Below are 15,277 nucleotides of genomic sequence, written 5' to 3'. Positions count from 1 at the left end.
TATCTATTTTTCACACAAGCCTCACATCGCCCCCACCTGCCCTGCAAAACGCACAACGCCCGACCCCATACAGGAAGCCGGGCGTTGAATTTCGGGCCGGATCAAGCCGCGATCACAGGCTGAGCACAAACAGGGTGATTGACGGAAACAGCACCAGCAACACAACCCGGATCAGGTCCGATGTCACAAACCAGATCACCGCCTTGTAGGTTTCGATCATCGGGGTGCTTCGATCCATCGTATTGATGATAAACAGGTTCATTCCGACCGGTGGGGTGATCAACCCGACCTCGACCACGATCAGCACAAGGATACCAAACCAGATCGCCACCTGTTCGGCTTCGATGCGGTTGGCCATGCCTTCGGTCACGCGAATGCCCAGCGCCTGCATCTGTTCGCGCGTCAGCTCGACCCCGGTTGCCATCGCGGTTCGAATGCCCTCCAACATGTCCGCGGCCATGCCTTCGGGCACGCCAGAGGCCAGCACATCGCGCGCGGCATCGGCCTGCATCACCGCCAAGTCGACAAATCCGAAATCCATCGACGAAATTACCGGAAAGAAGATCGGAATGGTCAACAGGATCATCGACAGGCTGTCCATCAGGCAGCCAAAAACCAGATAGAACACCAGGACCATCGCCAGCACCGTCCAGGCGCTGAAACCCTGACCGACGACCCAGGACGACAATTCCTGCGGCACCTGGCTGAGCGCCAGAAACCCGTTGTAAAATCCCGCGCCCAACACGATGAAAAAGATCATCGCGGTCGAGGATGCGGTGGACAGGATCGCCTCCTTGAAAACAGTCCAAGACATGTTGCCGCCGACAAATGCGATGATCCCGGTGCCCGCCGCGCCCACCGCCGCGCCTTCGGTCGGGGTGAACCAGCCGCCATAGATGCCGCCCACAACCAAACCGAACACCAGCACCACCGGCCAGACGTCAAGGAAATTGCGAATGCGTTCGGCCATCGGCACCGGCGGGCGCACCCCCGCCGCATCCGGGTTGACCCGGACATAGATCGAGATGGTGATGATATAGCCGATCGCCGCCAGAATACCGGGCACAAAGGCCGCCAGGAACAGTTTCGCGATGTTTTGCTCGGTCAGAATGGCATAGATCACCAGAATGACGCTGGGCGGAATCAAAATGCCCAATGTGCCGCCCGCCGCCAATGTCGCGGTCGAAAAGCCACCGGAATATCCATAGCGTTTCAGCTCTGGCAAAGCGACGCGCGACATGGTGGCCGCGGTTGCCAGGGACGAGCCGCAAATCGCCCCGAACCCGGCACAGGCCCCGACCGATGCCATCGCCACACCACCCTTGCGGTGCCCGAGAAAGCTTTCTGCCGCCTTGAACAGTGCCGATGACATGCCCGACAGGGTGGCAAACTGCCCCATCAACAGAAACAGCGGGATGATCGACAGCGAATAGCTGGAGAAGGTCGAATAGGTCTCGCTCTTCAGTTTGGCCATGAACACGGTGGTGCCGTCCGTGGCCAGCCACAGCCCGCCAATCCCACAGAGCAACATCGCCAGCCCGATCGGCGCCCGCAAAAAGATCATCACCAACAGGACGGGAAAGGACACATAGCCCAGTTCTAGCAAGCTCAATGGATCGCTCCTTCGGTATCGGGCATATAGCGACGGCCCGTCACGGCACCGGCGACACGGCCAAAAGCGCAATAAAGCGCGATGATCGACGCAACACAGGCCGCAATGAAACTGGCCGCATAGGCCCACCAGGCCGGAAATTGCAGCAAAAAGGTGATTTCGCCGTTTTGGTATTTGCTGACCGTCCCGGCAAACAGCCGCACGGTGATCAACAAGATCGCCAGCGTCAGGATCACCTCCCAGAAAGCGATCAGCCATTGATTGGTTTTTGCCGGCAATCCTTGGGTAAAGATGTCCACGGTGGCATGGCCACTGTGCAGCTGGCAGTACGGCAGGAAAGAAAAGATCGCGAATGCAATCCCGGCTTCGACCACTTCGAAATCGCCCGCCACCGGGCCGACCCCGGCATTGATCAGCGCCTGGCCAAGCGCCTCGCCAATGGCCCCGGAATGGCCAAGCGTATTCAGGCCCCGACCCAGCACGCTAACGCAGGTCAAGAGCACAAGAAACGTCATCACCAGCCCACCAATAATCGCCATCAACCGGGCGAGTTGGTCCATGTTCTTCAGCATGTCAATTTCCAGTATGTGACCAGAGGGGAATGTCGTCGCGAAAATCCCGGCGACGCAGGGCCGCCGGGAAAATGCGCGTTACATTGCGCCTTCGGCGATCAGCTCCAGCGCGCGGGCGCGCACAGCCGTGCCATCCAGGCCTTTTTCGTCCATTTCCGCGATCCAGGCATCAATCGTGCCTTGGGCTGCGGCCTTCCAGCTGTCTGTCTGGGCATCTGTCAGGGTGATGACATTATTGCCAAGATCCAGAGCGGTCTCGCGCTCCGGGGCGTCATCTTCCTGCATTTGACGCCCGAACCAGGCAGAGGTTTCCAGCCCGGAATTCGCGTCGATCACCGCTTTCAGATCATCCGGCAGCGCGTCGTATTTGGCCTTGTTCATGCCAAAGACAAAGGTGGCGGTGTAAAGCGCGGTATCGCCGCCAAATTCGGTGTGGTTGGTCACCAGCTCCGGCACTTTCAACGCGCCTGTCACCTCCCACGGGATCACGGTTGCGTCGATCACGCCCTTGGACAGGGCCTCGGGAACGGCGGGAACCGGCATCCCGATGGGCGTTGCGCCCAGCGCGCCAAACATCATGTTTGTGACACGCGTCGGTGCACGCAATTTGACGCCATTCAGGTCTTCCAGAGCCTCAACCGGGTCTTTGGAATGGATCACGCCGGGGCCATGCACATGCAGCGCGATGGGATGGATATCCTTGAAATCGGCATCCATCATCGTTTCTTCCGCCAGCTTCCAATAGGCCCGGCTGGCCGCTTCTGCGGTGGTCATGGTGAAGGGCAATTCGAACACTTCGGTGCGGGGGAAGCGGCCCGGCGTATAGCCCGGCAGCGTCCAGACGATATCCGCAACACCATCCATCATCTGATCCATCAGCTGCGGCGGCGTGCCCCCCAAGGCCATGCCGTGGAACAATTGAATGCCGATCCGCCCGTCCAACTCTGCCTCAACCTTTTCGGCCCAGGGGATCAGAAGGTTCTGGGGCACATTGGCCTGCTCCGGCAGGAATGAATGCATCCGCAGTGTCACCTCCTGGGCCACTGCCGCCCCCGAAGCCAGCACAATCGCCAGCGCAGTTCCGCTGGCAAGTTTGGTCAGTTTTTGCTTGTTGATCATAGTTTCCTCCCGTTGATCAATCGCGTTCTTTTTGGCGCAACTCTGTCGCAATGCGGGATTCACAGCAAAACAATTCAGCTGTTCGGATTCTTGGCCAAGACCATGGTCCGATCAAAAACCCGCCCCCCAGAGCGCATCATTCACGCCGCGGCTGCCCGCTCTCCTCTGTGCGGTCGCCGTGTCTTGCCCAAATAGATATACATCATAACTAACTCCGTCCAGCGATTGTTTTCCCCTCTCCAAGGAACATGGATCGACCGTTTGTTATGTATTGGCAGCCAGTTTGGCAGTCGCTTTTGTAACTAACAAGCGGCAATTCCCAAGTATCCGGCAGACCTGCGTCAAATAGTTATGTGAAATATCAATGCGTTAGAGACAGGGCAGGCACTTATGATGCCGGGCCTGCCCCCAAGATCCAGATCGGATCTATTGCGCGGGCGCGACCGCCAGATGCACCGGGGCAAGCCCCTCGATCCCGCCGTCCAGAACATCACCGGCCACCACCGGGCCGACACCGGCCGGTGTCCCGGTCAGAATCACATCCCCCGGCCCCAGATGATAATAGCCCGACAAATGCGCGATGATTCCCGCCACACCATGGATCATGTCATCCAGGACGGCCTCCTGCCTGCGGGTGCCATTCACATCAAGCCAGAGTTTCTGCGGCCCGATCGCCGGCAACGCATCCGCCCGCGTCATTGGCGCCAGAACAGCAGAATTCTCGAAATCCTTGGCCAGATCCCAGGGCCGCCGCTTGTCCTTGGCGGTGGCCTGAAGATCACGCCGGGTCATGTCCAGCGCACAGCCATAGGCGTATACCGCCGCCAGGGCCTCGTCCTCGGGCACGCGAAACACCTCTGCCCCCAGGGCAAAGGCCAATTCCATTTCGTGATGAAAATTGCCGGTGCCCGGCGGATAGGCCACGGTCGCGCCGCTTGCCACCATCGAATGCGGGGATTTGGTGAAATAGAACGGCGCCTGGCGATCCACCTCATTGCCCATTTCGGCGGCATGGGCCGCATAATTGCGCCCGACACAGAAAATTCGACGGACCGGATAGGTCGCCGTTTCACCCGCAATTGCTACGGTGACGGGCTTTGACGGGGCAAACAGAGTATCGGACATGGGCGGCCTTTGCGCGTTTGGGCCCGCTTGGGGCAATTCTCACAGAGATTTTCCCCACCTTGCCAGCGCCCCCCATTGAATCCAACCGCCATATCCGACATGACATCCCAATGACCAAGCTGCGCGCTCTTTCGATCCATTGGCTGACGGCGACGGGGGCCGTGTTTGCCATGCTCGCCCTGTTGGCGGCGGTGCAATCCAACTGGCCGATGATGTTTGTCTGGCTGGTTGTTGCCTTTGCCGTGGATGGCGTCGACGGGCCACTGGCGCGCAAATACGACGTCAAGACCCATGCCCCGCGATTTGACGGCGTGCTGCTGGATCTGATCATCGACTATCTGACCTATGTGTTCATTCCCGCCTTTGCGCTGTTTGAATCCGGGCTTTTGCCGGGATGGCCCGGTTGGATCGCAATCATTGTGGTGACGTTTTCCAGCGCGCTCTATTTTGCCGATACCGGGATGAAGACCCGTGACAATTCCTTTGCCGGTTTTCCGGGCTGCTGGAACATGGTGGTGATCGTGATGTTTTCCATCGCACCGCCGCCGCCGGTGATCCTGGCAATTGTTGTGGTCTTTGCGGTGGCCATGTTCCTGCCGCTCAAGTTCATTCACCCGGTACGCACCGAACGCTGGCGCGGTCTGTCGCTGCCGATGGCCCTGGCCTGGACGTTTTTTGCCGGCTGGGCGGCCTGGGTCAATTTCCACCCCGAAAGCTGGGCGCATTGGGGATTGGTCACAACCTCGATCTACCTTGCCTCGGTTGGCATCCTGCAACAAATTTTTCCAGCACGGACAGGTTAACCCATGCGCATCATCGGCTGGACCGCTTTGGTCATGCTGGCCTTTGCGGCCAATTCGGTATTGAACCGCATGGCATTGGACAGTGCCACAACCGGGCCTGCGGCCTTTGCTCTGATCCGCCTGGCCTCTGGTGCGGCCCTGCTGTGCCTGCTGGTCGGTGTGCGCGGGGATTTGGCCGCGCTGCGGCCACGCCGGGCGCTTTTGCCGGGGGTGTTGACCCTGACGCTCTATATCCTTGGGTTCTCTTTTGCCTATGTCACCCTGCCCGCCGGGGTGGGTGCGCTGATCCTGTTTGGCGGGGTCCAGATCACCATGTTTCTGGGCGCGGTTTTCACGCGTGAGCCGCTGTCGCCCCTGCGCAGCTTCGGCGCATTGATCGCCTTTGGCGGGTTGGTCTGGCTGATGGCCCCCGGCGCAGAACGCCCCGATCCCTGGGGTTTTGCCATGATGTGCGCAGCTGGCTTGGGCTGGGGATTGTTTTCGCTGATTGGCCGTCGGGCCTGCGCGCCCCTGGCCACCACCAGCGCCTCTTTCCTGTGGGCCTTGCCGCTTGGGCTAGGCACCTTTTTGATCTGGCCCGATGCCATCGACCTGCGCGGCGCACTGCTGGCCATTCTGGCGGGGGCCGTGACATCCGGGCTGGGGTATGCGCTGTGGTATTCAGTTTTGCCGCAACTGCGCACAACCACCGCGGCGGTCGTCCAATTGACGGTGCCCATCATTGCGATGGCTGGCGGCATGGTCTTTCTGGCAGAGCCGCTCACCCTGCGATTTGTCCTCGCCGCAGGATTGGTGCTGGGGGGTGTGGCCGTTTCGCTGCGGTCACGGTAACGCTTCGTCACAGGCGGCAGCGCCCCTTTCACAGCCCGACAACTCTGCCTATCTGTCGGCCTATGCGTTATGCCCTTGTCCTTGTCCTACTTGCCCTGCCCGGCCTGGCCCGGGCGGATTGTGTCGTCTTCCTGCATGGTCTGGCGCGCACCGGCCTCAGCTTTGCGGTGATGGAACAGGTGATGCAGGCCGAAGGCTATGACACGGTTGTCGCCTCCTACCCCTCGACCTCTGCCGATGTGGAAACGCTGGTCAACACCACGCTGCCGGAAACCATTGCCAAATGCGGCACAGCCACCACGCATTTCGTGACCCATTCCATGGGCGGCATCCTGTTGCGGGTCTGGCTGCGCGATCACCCCGGCGCGGACCACATGGGCCGCATTGTCATGCTGGCCCCACCCAACCACGGCAGCGAGCTGGTGGATGATCTTGGCGGGCTTGAGCTGTTTCGCTGGCTCAATGGCCCCGCCGGTCTGCAACTGGGCACCGACCCGGAAAGCCTGCCGCCGCAGCTGCCACCGATTGACGCGGAATTGGGCGTGATTGCCGGGAACCGGTCGCTCAACCCCTATTTTTCCTCGCTGATCGAGGGGCCGGATGATGGCAAAGTCTCTGTTGCCTCGACCAAGGTCGACGGCATGGATTGGCACATCACCCTGCCGGTCACCCATACGTTTTTGATGAACAACCCGCTGGTGATGCGGCAAACCCTTCTGTTCCTGCGCGAAGGCCGGTTTGACCCGGACATGGACCTGGCAGGCGCGGTTTTCGGAGAAGAGAATTGAGTATCGAACTTTGCCTGAACGGCACCCGCTGGCTGTCGCCCGAAGGCTGGCGCGACGATCCGCTGTCCATCGCCGGCGGTCTGATTGCGACGGGCGGCGCGCGGCCTGTGTCCCTGCCGGGGAAATTGGTGCTGCCGGGCATTGTCGACCTGCACGGCGATGGCTTTGAACGTCACCTCGCCCCCCGGCGCGGCGCCATGAAACATATGCCCGCCGGCATCGTTTCGGCCGAGGCCGAATTGGCCGCCAACGGCATCACCACCGCCGTTCTGGCACAGTTCTACAGCTGGGAAGGCGGGCTGCGCAGCCCCGATTTTGCCACCCGGATGCTAGAGGCCGTGGCGATTGCCGCCCCCACCCTGGGCACCGATCTGCGGGTGCAACTGCGGCTGGAAACCCATATGCTTGACGCCCATCCGGCGATGCTTGACCTGATTGCGCAGCACGACATCCGCTATGTCGCCTTCAACGACCATCTGCCGCATGACCACCTCGCCGCGGGCAAACGCCCGCCCCGACTGACCGGCACGGCGCTGAAATCGGGCCGCAACCCCGAAGCCCACCTTGCAATGATGATGGACATGCATGCCCGCTCTGCCGAGGTGCCCGCCGCTTTGGACAGCTTCTGTACCACGCTGGCGGCACGCGGTGTTCAAATGGCCAGCCATGATGATTCCACCGAGGATGACGTCGCCACATGGCGCGCCCGTGGCATCACCATCAGTGAATTCCCCGAAACAGCCGAGGCCGCCAGCGCCGCGCTGGCCCGCGACATGCCCACGATCCTCGGCGCACCGAATGTGGCGCGCGGTGCCAGCCACAAGGGCAATGCATCTGCGCGCGATCTGGTGGAACAGGGCCTCGTTACGGCGCTGGCCTCGGACTACCACTATCCCGCGCCACGCAATGCGATCTGGGAATTGGTCGACACCGCCATCATGGATCTGGACAGGTCTTGGGCACTGATTTCCACCAATCCGGCGGCGGTGCTTGGCCTGACCGACCGGGGGAAATCACCCCCGGAAAACGCGCCGACCTCGTGATCCTGGACCGCGAAACCCGCCTCGTCGAAGCGACGCTTTCCAACGGCGTCTTCACCTATCTGACCGGCGAAACCGCCAGCCGCCTAACCAACACTCCCTGACGAACGCAGCCTGACAAACGCCACCGGACAAAACATTGCTTCGGAGCCGTCCCTCGCCTGAGGAGATCAGGACATCGCGCGCAGCGGCCTGCAGGCAAAATCGCCGAGGGGCCCCGCCCGCGGGGAGACGGCTATTTTGCTTGCCGGACGTGAGCACGCTGTCATGAACGGATCAGACGAGGGACGGCTTTCACAAGCATTGCTTTGGTGGGTCCTGAAGCCCCCCCCCCTCAACCGGCCTATGCAACCGCCACGACAATATTGTGTCTCGATTGTCTCTGGGGCGCCCGGCCAGGCGCTCCCTTCCCCCGGTTCAGGGGGAAGGACAGGTTGGGGGCGGAACACCCCTGTGCGCCGGAACGGCGCGCTATTTGGCAGAGGCCGACTGCACGCGGTTCACATGGCCCATCTTGCGGCCCGGCTTGACCGCAGTCTTGCCATAGAGATGCAGGCTGGCGGCGGGGTCGCGCGTCAGCGCCTCGAGCCGGTCCATGTCGTCGCCAATCAGGTTTTCCATCACCACATCGACATGACGTGATCCATCCCCCAGCGGCCACCCGGCCACGGCACGGATATGCTGTTCGAATTGGTCGACACTGCATCCGGCCTGTGTCCAATGGCCGGAATTGTGCACGCGGGGGGCAATCTCGTTCACCACAACGCCTCTGGGCGTGACAAACAATTCCACCCCCATCACCCCGACATAGTCGAGTGCATTCAAAATACGCCCCGCCAGCAACACCGCATCCGCCTGCATCATCGGGCGCAATTCTGCCGGGACTGTTGTGGTGCGCAGGATGCCATCCACATGCACGTTCTGGCCGGGATCGTAACAGGCCACCTCACCGCTGAGACCGCGCGCGGCAATCACCGAGATCTCATGGCTGAAGTCGACAAATCCTTCGAGCACCGCCGGAGCACCCGCCATATCCGCCAAGGCGGCCTCGGCATCGTCACGCGTCATGATGCGCGCCTGACCTTTGCCGTCATAACCAAAGCGCCGGGTCTTCAAAATGGCCGGAGTGCCAATTTGATCCAGCGCGGCATCGAGAGAGGCCCGGTCAGACACATCGGCGTAGGGCGCACAGGTCAGCCCCAATCCGGTCAGGAAATCCTTTTCCGTCATCCGGTCCTGCGACACGCGCAGGGCCTCGCGGCCCGGGCGGATCGGGCGCAGGGTTTCCAAAAGATCCAGCGCTGCCGTTGGGATATTTTCGAATTCATAGGTGATGACATCGACTTCGGCGGCAAAGGCACGCAGCGCCGCCTCGTCCTCATACCCGGCGGTGGTCACCCGGTCGGCCACATGACCGGCGGGCGGGTTTTCACCCGGTTCAAAGATATGGCAGCAAAACCCCAACCGGCTGGCGGCCACGGACAGCATGCGGCCCAATTGCCCACCGCCAAGGATGCCAATCACCGCGCCCTGTGGCAAAGCGTTTGCAAATGCGTCAGTCATCTACCGGGACCTCCGGGATCGAAGCGGCCAGATCGGCACGCCATTTGTCAAGTCGCGCCGCCAGAGCGGGGTCCTGCAAGGCCAGAATGCCCGCGGCCATCAGACCGGCATTCTTGGCCCCGGCCGCACCGATCGCCATGGTTGCCACCGGGAACCCGCGCGGCATTTGCAGAATGGAATACAGCGAATCAACCCCGGACAGCGCCCGGGTCTGTACCGGCACGCCAATCACCGGCACGCGGGTCTTCGACGCCATCATGCCCGGCAGATGCGCCGCCCGCCGGCCCCGGCGATAATCACCTGAAGACCGCGTTCGACAGCGGTTTTGCCGTAGTCCCACAGCCGGTCCGGCGTGCGATGGGCCGACACGATGCGCGGCTCATAGGCAACCGCCAATTCATCGAGCACTTCTGCCGCCTCTTTCATGGTGGGCCAGTCCGATTGGCTGCCCATGATGATGCCCACAACCGGCTTTGTCATCTTGTCCCCCGTTTTCAAGAGCGGGCACTATAGCCGGACCGGGCCTGTTGGCAATCGGATTGAACGGATCGGGTTTTACCGCACCCGGAAATTTCCGACGCCGAAATGTCCGGGTGGATCGCAAGCGACCGACGGGGGGCCAGCCCCCCGAACCCCCCGGGATATTTTTGGTCAGATGAAAGGGCGGCTTGGTGCGCATTGGTCTTGGGCTTTGGGCCTAATCCGAGGTGAAATCGGCCACCACCGGGTAGTGATCGCTTGGCCAGACCGCCGTCAGTTTCTGGCGAAAGACCACTGGCGCGGCCAAGGGCGTGATCTCTGGCGTGTGGCCGATATGGTCGATTGCCCCAAAGAGATGCAGCCCGCGATCCAGATGATAGGTCGCGCCCGCCACAGGCAGGAAGGACAGACCGGTCTGTTCCAGTGATGCAAGCACGGACGATCCGGCCCGCGCATTCAAATCGCCGACCAGAACAACCGCCCGCTCCTCGGCGCGCCATTGATTTAATTTTTCCACGATGAGTGCGGTGGATTTCCGTCGGTTTTCCGCGCTGGCATAGTCCAGATGCACATTCAGGACGCGCAATTCGGTGTCATTCCGGCGATCGCGAAACGCCACCCAACTGGCAAAGGCCGGATAAGAGCCATCGAAGGTGCGCGAATAGATCTGATCCGGCGTATCGGAGAAAAAGAACCAACCTTGATCCACCACCGCCAGTCGGGCGCGCCGGTAAAACACCGGCTGGGTTGAGGGAAAGGCGCGCCAATCGCCAATGGCGGCGGCGGCGTAATCCGGGTTTTGGGTCAAAAGCCACTGGCGGGCGAGATTGTTGTGATCATCATTGCCGCCCGAGAAACTCTCCATTTCCTGAAAGGCGACAATATCGGCATCGAGCGCCTTGAATGTCGCATCTGCCGCCTGTTTCCGCCGGTCCCAGCCCCTATCTGACCAGCGCCCAGCCCCCCGACCAACAAGGATGTAGTGAATATTATGGGTGGCGATACGCAGCGCGCCCGCAGGTTTCGGCCCCAACACAGGTCCGCGCGACAAAAGCACATGCGACACGCCCAGCCAAAGCGCCGCCAAACCGACCAGCAGCGCCGATGCAAGCATCCCCCGCCTGAGTGCCCGCCGCATCGAAACCATGGTTCAGGCGATGATATCGGGCAGCAGGCGATCTTCGATCTGGGCGATTTTATCCTTTAACATCAGCTTTTTCTTCTTCAGACGCTGGATCGTCAAGGCATCAGCCCGGCCCTCGCCCTGAAGGGCGGCAATGGCTTCGTCAAGGTCGCGATGCTCGCGTTTGAAGACCTCAAGCTCTACGCGCAAGACATCATCCGTTTTCATCGCGAGTTCGGCTTGCATGTTCATCGACTGGCTCTCCTACGCGGGCTTTACTGGGCCACAGACCGGCCACGAACGGGCCACGAACGGGCCACAGGTCAAGATACTGAATCCCCAGCGTTTTGGCAAAGGTCTTGCGCCCCGGCCCAGCCGATACCATATTTGTTACGATCCGGTTGCCACTGATGGGGCCGGAACAGAGATGTCGCTTATTTGCCAAGGACGTGTCATGACAAAACTGACCCTGGGGTCCTATCCCCATATGCTTGGGTTCGAACAGCTGGAGCGCCTGCTGGAACGAACGGCCAAGGCCGGAAACGAAGGGTATCCCCCCTTTAACATCGAACAGACCTCGGATCATTCCTATCGCATTACGCTGGCGGTGGCCGGCTTTGGCGAGGATGACCTGTCGATCACCGTTGAAGACCGACAATTGGTCATTCGCGGACGGCAGCGGGACGAATCGACCGATCGGGTTTTTCTGCATCGTGGCATTGCTGCCCGGCAGTTTCAGCGCAGTTTCGTGCTGGCCGAAGGTGTCGAAGTTGGGGACGCCACAATGGAAAATGGCCTGCTGCATGTCGATCTGACACTGCAACGGCCCCAGACCGTGGTCCAGACAATCAATATCAGGAAAGGTTAAGTCATGAACACGCAATATGAATTCGGGAATTCCCTGCCGCGCAACATCGTTTATGTCAAACCTGTTGCTGTCGCCGATTTGCCGGAAGAGGTCCGCAGTCAGGTGGCCGGGGCAGAGACGCTTTACGCCGTGCACCGCGAAGACGGTGAACAGCTGGCGCTGGTGGCGGATCGCAAGATGGCCTTTGCCCTTGCACGGCAAAACGACATGGCGCCGGTGGCGGTGCATTGACCACACGCTTTGCCGTCGATTGGGTGGATGCGTTCAGCAGCAGCCCCTTTGGCGGCAATGGCTGTGCCGTGGTGCATGATGCGGCCGGATTGGACGACGAGACCTGCAAACGCTTTGTGCGCGAAACATCGCTGGTGGAATGTACGTTTCTCGGCCCGTCCGATCACGCGGATGTAAAGGTTCGCTATTTTCTGGCCAGTGGCGAAATCCCTTTTGCCGGGCATCCAACAGTGGCCAGCGTGGCCGCATTGGCCCACCGAAAATTGGCCAAAGACGGGGCGATCACGCTTGAGACCGGCGCCGGGATCATCCCGGTCGAGATTTCCCATGACGATGTCGGGCTTCTGGTCAGCATGACCGTGATCGCGCCGACATTTGGTCAAACCGTCCCACGCGACATGGTGGCAGAGGTTCTTGGGCTGGACCCCGATGATATCCTTGCGCCGCCACAGATCGCGTCGACCGGATTGCCGTTTTGTATCACGCTGGTGCGGGATCCGGACACGATCCTGCGCGCCCGTCTGAATCCCGAGGCTCTGCAACGGATGATGCGCCATATCGGTGCCGGTCCCGGCGAAATGTGCGAACCCTATATGATCACATGCCAGGGCGCGACGGAGACCGGTGATACCTTTGGCCGCCTGTTGCTGCCGCCCCCCAATCCGCCCGAGGATGCCTTTACCGGCTCGGCCACCGGGGCCGCCGCCGCCTGGCTTTGGCATCATGGCCATATCGCGCGCCCGAACTATGTGGCGCAACAGGGCCACGGCATGGGACGGCCCGGCGAGGCCCAGGTCGAGGTGATTGGCCCTGCGGATGCCATCACGGGGGTGCGGTTGGCCGGGCGCGCGCATGTGTTGATGAGTGGCGACCTGTTTCTGTAATCCACAGGCTTCGCGACACACGTTTGGCAATCCTGATGACCCGACAATTGCGCCAACCGCGCAACCGAAACGCCAAAGGCCGCAGCATCACGCCGCGGCCTTTTTCTTTTTCATGTCGAAAGCTGCTTAGTTCGCCGCGATCAGACCCATGCTTTCCAGCTTCAGGATGACCTGATGCGCGCAGTTGTCGACATCGACATTCTCGGTTTCGACGCTGAGCTCTGGGTTCACAGGCACATCGTAAGGATCGGAAATCCCTGTGAATTCCTTGATCTTGCCTTCACGCGCCAGTTTGTAGAGCCCCTTGCGGTCACGACGTTCGCATTCCTCGATCGAGGTGGCGACGTGTACCTCGATGAAGGCACCAAAAGATTCGATGTCTTCGCGCACAGCGCGACGGGTGGCGGCATAAGGCGCAATCGGCGCACAGATCGCGATACCACCGTTTTTGGTGATTTCAGAGGCGACATAGCCGATGCGACGGATGTTGAGGTCGCGATGCTCTTTCGAGAAGCCAAGCTCGCTCGACAGGTTTTTCCGAACGATGTCCCCATCCAGCAGCGTCACAGGGCGGCCACCCATTTCCATCAGCTTGACCATAAGGGCGTTGGCAATCGTCGATTTGCCGGAGCCGGAAAAGCCGGTGAAGAACACGGTGAAACCTTGTTTCGCACGTGGCGGTTTGGTGCGGCGCAGTTCCTTGACCACTTCGGGGAAGGAGAACCATTCCGGGATTTCCAGACCTTCGGCCAGACGGCGACGCAATTCGGTGCCCGAGATGTTGAGGATGGTGATGTTGTCCTTGTCCTCGATCTCGTCAATCGCTTCGTATTGCGCGCGTTCCTGAACCCAAACCATGTGTTTGAAATCAACCATTTCACAGCCGATTTCCGACTGGTTGGCACGATACAGGTCCTGTGCATCATAAGGACCGTAGAAATCCTCACCTGCCGAGTTTTTGCCGGGGCAGGCGTGGTCGCGACCAACGATGAAGTGGGTGCAGCCGTGGTTGGCGCGGATCAGTCCATGCCAGACCGCTTCGCGCGGGCCAGCCATACGCATCGCGAGGTTCAGCAGCGACATGGATGTGGTCGACGCCGGATATTTGTCCAGAACCGCCTCGTAGCACCGCACGCGGGTAAAGTGGTCGACATCACCCGGTTTGGTCATGCCCACAATGGGGTGGATCAGCAGGTTGGCCTGGGCTTCCTTGGCGGCGCGGAACGTCAGTTCCTGGTGCGCACGGTGCAGCGGGTTCCGGGTTTGGAACGCAACAACGCGGTTCCAGCCCAATTTGCGGAACAGGGCGCGCAATTCGTTTGGCGTGTCACGGCGGCCACGGAAATCATAATGCACCGGGGTCTGGATGCCGGTCACCGGGCCACCCAGATAGACCTTGCCTGCCTGATTGTGCAGATAGTTCACGGCGGGGTGCGCGTCATCATCGGCGCCAAACACTTTTTCCGCTTCGCGCGATTTGTTGGGAACCCAACGGTCGGTCACGGTCATCGTGCCAAGGATCACACCCTCTTGGTCACGCAGGGCGATGTCCTGGCCGATTTCCAGCGACGCGGCAAATTCTTCGCTGACATCGAGGTTGATCGGCATGGGCCAAAGCGATCCGTCAGCCAGACGCATGTTTTCAACAACACCGTCATAATCTTCTTCGGTCAGGAAGCCCTTCAGCGGGTTGAAGCCGCCGTTCATCAGCAATTCAAGATCACAGATCTGGCGCGGCGTCAGATCGTGGCTCACCAGATCGGCGGCTTCAACCTTGAGCTTCTGCGCGCTCTCATACGAGACATAAAGCTCGGAAATGGGTGCCAGGTTATTCTGCATGTATTTGGTCCTATGCTTAAAAGGAATGAGGCCACTTGTCGTGCCGGTTAGTTCCGCATGAAGCGCGTCATATTCCGCGAATTTCCCGGCCAGAAACCGATCTGTCAACCGGACCTTCTCTGCCGCGCCGCGAGATGTCAGCGCATAGGCGAACCGCTGGCGCCGATCCGGGCCATCACGTTCGCTGATTTTGATGAACCCGGCCTTAGCAGCGGCCCGAAGCTGCGCATTCAATGTGCCAAGCGACACCCCCAACGCCAAAGAGATCGCGCGTTGCGATGCATCCGGCGTTTGGTCCACCTGACGAAGCAGCAGGAAGGTCTGCGCTTCTTCGTCGGTGATAGGCTGTGTCTTGGCGGTTGCCATTTCTGCGACTCTGCGACTCGAAAAGTATGTTCA

15 protein-coding genes and 1 pseudogene are annotated in these 15,277 nt (G+C 60.6%); 7 read left to right on the top strand and 9 right to left on the bottom strand.

The annotated features are described in order from the left end of the window. Positions 1–112 precede the first annotated feature (112 nt). The 4 genes from AC0L4F_RS11835 to AC0L4F_RS11820 all read right to left on the bottom strand — a co-directional run bounded on the left by AC0L4F_RS11835 (position 113) and on the right by AC0L4F_RS11820 (position 4,428). Positions 113–1,612, bottom strand: coding sequence for a TRAP transporter large permease (locus AC0L4F_RS11835; RefSeq protein ID WP_244688640.1), 1,500 nt, complete (start codon positions 1,610–1,612; stop codon positions 113–115). After that, a complete protein-coding gene (locus tag AC0L4F_RS11830) occupies positions 1,609–2,184 on the bottom strand; it encodes a TRAP transporter small permease (RefSeq protein WP_244688638.1) in 576 nt (191 codons plus the stop codon). The genes AC0L4F_RS11835 and AC0L4F_RS11830 overlap by 4 nt, the downstream gene beginning before the upstream one ends. Before the next feature lie 78 nt (positions 2,185–2,262). Further along, the gene (locus AC0L4F_RS11825) at positions 2,263–3,303 is read right to left on the bottom strand and encodes a TRAP transporter substrate-binding protein (RefSeq protein WP_244688636.1); all 1,041 of its coding nucleotides are present in this window, start codon (positions 3,301–3,303) and stop codon (positions 2,263–2,265) included. Positions 3,304–3,729: 426 nt separating this feature from the next. Then, a complete protein-coding gene (locus tag AC0L4F_RS11820; RefSeq protein WP_244688634.1) occupies positions 3,730–4,428 on the bottom strand; it encodes a fumarylacetoacetate hydrolase family protein in 699 nt (232 codons plus the stop codon). Between the two features lie 110 nt (positions 4,429–4,538). On the opposite strand from AC0L4F_RS11820, the gene AC0L4F_RS11815 reads away from it, so the two are divergent. From AC0L4F_RS11815 to AC0L4F_RS11800, 4 genes are all read left to right on the top strand, one after another. After that, on the top strand, positions 4,539–5,231 hold the full coding sequence (locus AC0L4F_RS11815; RefSeq protein ID WP_244688632.1) for a CDP-alcohol phosphatidyltransferase family protein: 693 nt from the start codon (positions 4,539–4,541) through the stop codon (positions 5,229–5,231). Between the two features lie 3 nt (positions 5,232–5,234). Continuing rightward, complete coding sequence (locus tag AC0L4F_RS11810) at positions 5,235–6,062, top strand: DMT family transporter (RefSeq protein WP_244688630.1); 828 nt, start codon at positions 5,235–5,237, stop codon at positions 6,060–6,062. A 62-nt stretch (positions 6,063–6,124) separates the two neighbouring features. Continuing rightward, positions 6,125–6,850 (top strand): esterase/lipase family protein, encoded by a 726-nt coding sequence (locus AC0L4F_RS11805; protein WP_244688628.1) that lies wholly within the window; start codon positions 6,125–6,127, stop codon positions 6,848–6,850. Then, positions 6,847–7,893, top strand: a complete 1,047-nt coding sequence (locus AC0L4F_RS11800; RefSeq protein ID WP_348524094.1) for an alpha-D-ribose 1-methylphosphonate 5-triphosphate diphosphatase — start codon at positions 6,847–6,849, stop codon at positions 7,891–7,893. Before AC0L4F_RS11805 ends, AC0L4F_RS11800 begins: the two co-directional genes overlap by 4 nt. Before the next feature lie 468 nt (positions 7,894–8,361). Here the strand turns inward: AC0L4F_RS11800 and AC0L4F_RS11795 are convergent, their stop codons facing one another. The 4 genes and pseudogenes from AC0L4F_RS11795 to AC0L4F_RS11780 form a co-directional block, all read right to left on the bottom strand. After that, positions 8,362–9,453, bottom strand: coding sequence for a 5-(carboxyamino)imidazole ribonucleotide synthase (locus tag AC0L4F_RS11795; RefSeq protein ID WP_244688626.1), 1,092 nt, complete (start codon positions 9,451–9,453; stop codon positions 8,362–8,364). After that, positions 9,446–9,933 (bottom strand): annotated as a pseudogene (gene purE, locus AC0L4F_RS11790) (5-(carboxyamino)imidazole ribonucleotide mutase). Before purE ends, AC0L4F_RS11795 begins: the two are co-directional and overlap by 8 nt. A gap of 217 nt (positions 9,934–10,150) precedes the next feature. Then, complete coding sequence (locus AC0L4F_RS11785; RefSeq protein WP_244688624.1) at positions 10,151–11,047, bottom strand: endonuclease/exonuclease/phosphatase family protein; 897 nt, start codon at positions 11,045–11,047, stop codon at positions 10,151–10,153. A 36-nt stretch (positions 11,048–11,083) separates the two neighbouring features. After that, positions 11,084–11,308 (bottom strand): YdcH family protein, encoded by a 225-nt coding sequence (locus AC0L4F_RS11780; RefSeq protein ID WP_244688622.1) that lies wholly within the window; start codon positions 11,306–11,308, stop codon positions 11,084–11,086. Between the two features lie 202 nt (positions 11,309–11,510). On the opposite strand from AC0L4F_RS11780, the gene AC0L4F_RS11775 reads away from it, so the two are divergent. The 3 genes from AC0L4F_RS11775 to AC0L4F_RS11765 are packed head-to-tail and all read left to right on the top strand — an operon-like array spanning position 11,511 to position 13,039. Continuing rightward, complete coding sequence (locus AC0L4F_RS11775) at positions 11,511–11,924, top strand: Hsp20 family protein (RefSeq protein ID WP_244688619.1); 414 nt, start codon at positions 11,511–11,513, stop codon at positions 11,922–11,924. 3 nt (positions 11,925–11,927) lie between these two features. Beyond that, positions 11,928–12,155: a DUF1150 family protein gene (locus tag AC0L4F_RS11770; RefSeq protein ID WP_244688617.1), complete on the top strand. Its 228-nt coding sequence runs from the start codon at positions 11,928–11,930 to the stop codon at positions 12,153–12,155. Next, positions 12,152–13,039 carry a PhzF family phenazine biosynthesis protein gene (locus tag AC0L4F_RS11765; protein ID WP_244688615.1) on the top strand — a complete coding sequence of 296 codons (888 nt, stop codon included), beginning with the start codon at positions 12,152–12,154 and terminating at the stop codon, positions 13,037–13,039. The genes AC0L4F_RS11770 and AC0L4F_RS11765 overlap by 4 nt, the downstream gene beginning before the upstream one ends. Before the next feature lie 126 nt (positions 13,040–13,165). On the opposite strand, the gene AC0L4F_RS11760 is transcribed toward AC0L4F_RS11765, so the two are convergent. Beyond that, positions 13,166–15,244 (bottom strand): bifunctional sulfate adenylyltransferase/adenylylsulfate kinase, encoded by a 2,079-nt coding sequence (locus tag AC0L4F_RS11760; protein WP_244688613.1) that lies wholly within the window; start codon positions 15,242–15,244, stop codon positions 13,166–13,168. Positions 15,245–15,277 lie beyond the last annotated feature (33 nt).

It is taken from the genome of Marinovum sp. J2-8 (assembly GCF_055808435.1).
The sequence above is the reverse complement of the archived record's forward strand: the minus strand, read 5'-3'. Positions and strand labels throughout refer to the sequence as shown.

Excerpts from the sequence above, each read along its gene's own strand:
- AC0L4F_RS11830 (WP_244688638.1), bottom strand. The coding sequence starts at position 2,184 with ATGCTGAAGAACATGGACCAACTCGCCCGGTTGATGGCGATTATTGGT.
- AC0L4F_RS11825 (WP_244688636.1), bottom strand. The coding sequence starts at position 3,303 with ATGATCAACAAGCAAAAACTGACCAAACTTGCCAGCGGAACTGCGCTG.
- AC0L4F_RS11820 (WP_244688634.1), bottom strand. The coding sequence starts at position 4,428 with ATGTCCGATACTCTGTTTGCCCCGTCAAAGCCCGTCACCGTAGCAATT.
- AC0L4F_RS11815 (WP_244688632.1), top strand. The coding sequence starts at position 4,539 with ATGACCAAGCTGCGCGCTCTTTCGATCCATTGGCTGACGGCGACGGGG.
- AC0L4F_RS11810 (WP_244688630.1), top strand. The coding sequence starts at position 5,235 with ATGCGCATCATCGGCTGGACCGCTTTGGTCATGCTGGCCTTTGCGGCC.
- AC0L4F_RS11805 (WP_244688628.1), top strand. The coding sequence starts at position 6,125 with ATGCGTTATGCCCTTGTCCTTGTCCTACTTGCCCTGCCCGGCCTGGCC.
- AC0L4F_RS11795 (WP_244688626.1), bottom strand. The coding sequence starts at position 9,453 with ATGACTGACGCATTTGCAAACGCTTTGCCACAGGGCGCGGTGATTGGC.
- AC0L4F_RS11785 (WP_244688624.1), bottom strand. The coding sequence starts at position 11,047 with ATGCTTGCATCGGCGCTGCTGGTCGGTTTGGCGGCGCTTTGGCTGGGC.
- AC0L4F_RS11780 (WP_244688622.1), bottom strand. The coding sequence starts at position 11,308 with ATGAACATGCAAGCCGAACTCGCGATGAAAACGGATGATGTCTTGCGC.
- AC0L4F_RS11775 (WP_244688619.1), top strand. The coding sequence starts at position 11,511 with ATGACAAAACTGACCCTGGGGTCCTATCCCCATATGCTTGGGTTCGAA.
- AC0L4F_RS11770 (WP_244688617.1), top strand. The coding sequence starts at position 11,928 with ATGAACACGCAATATGAATTCGGGAATTCCCTGCCGCGCAACATCGTT.
- AC0L4F_RS11760 (WP_244688613.1), bottom strand. The coding sequence starts at position 15,244 with ATGGCAACCGCCAAGACACAGCCTATCACCGACGAAGAAGCGCAGACC.